The organism is Halomonas sp. SIMBA_159, assembly GCF_046536035.1.
GTDB classification, from domain to species: Bacteria; Pseudomonadota; Gammaproteobacteria; order Pseudomonadales; family Halomonadaceae; genus Vreelandella; species Vreelandella venusta_A.
In genome coordinates this window covers 1-273 of record NZ_JAWJBT010000549.1, presented here as the reverse complement: position 1 = coordinate 273, position 273 = coordinate 1, and the positions used below count along the sequence as shown (strand labels likewise).

At 39.6% G+C, this 273-nt stretch carries 1 protein-coding gene; it reads right to left on the bottom strand.

From position 1 onward, the window contains the following. Positions 1-137: 137 nt before the first annotated feature. Positions 138-266, bottom strand: a complete 129-nt coding sequence (locus R0J87_RS20410) for a hypothetical protein (protein WP_498888539.1) — start codon at positions 264-266, stop codon at positions 138-140. Between the last annotated feature and the right edge of the window lie 7 nt (positions 267-273).

Genomic DNA, 273 nt, shown 5'->3' with positions numbered 1-273 from the left:
AAAGACGATTCTTAAACAATTTCTCCCCCAATCATCTTAGTCAGTTGAGGGAGAGAATGAATGAGCAATAACCAAAGAACCAAGAACTAAAAACAAAATCAAATGAGTGGGCAATTTACCCACCCGTCTTTTTGAAATTATGCCCCTACCGCTTCTTTTGCTGCGTAAATAACTTCCGCATTAATATTTTCAATGCCGTTTTCCCGGGCATATTTTTCCGTGTTGCGCTTGACTTTTCCACGGACAAAACCAGGGATTTTATTCAGTTCTGCT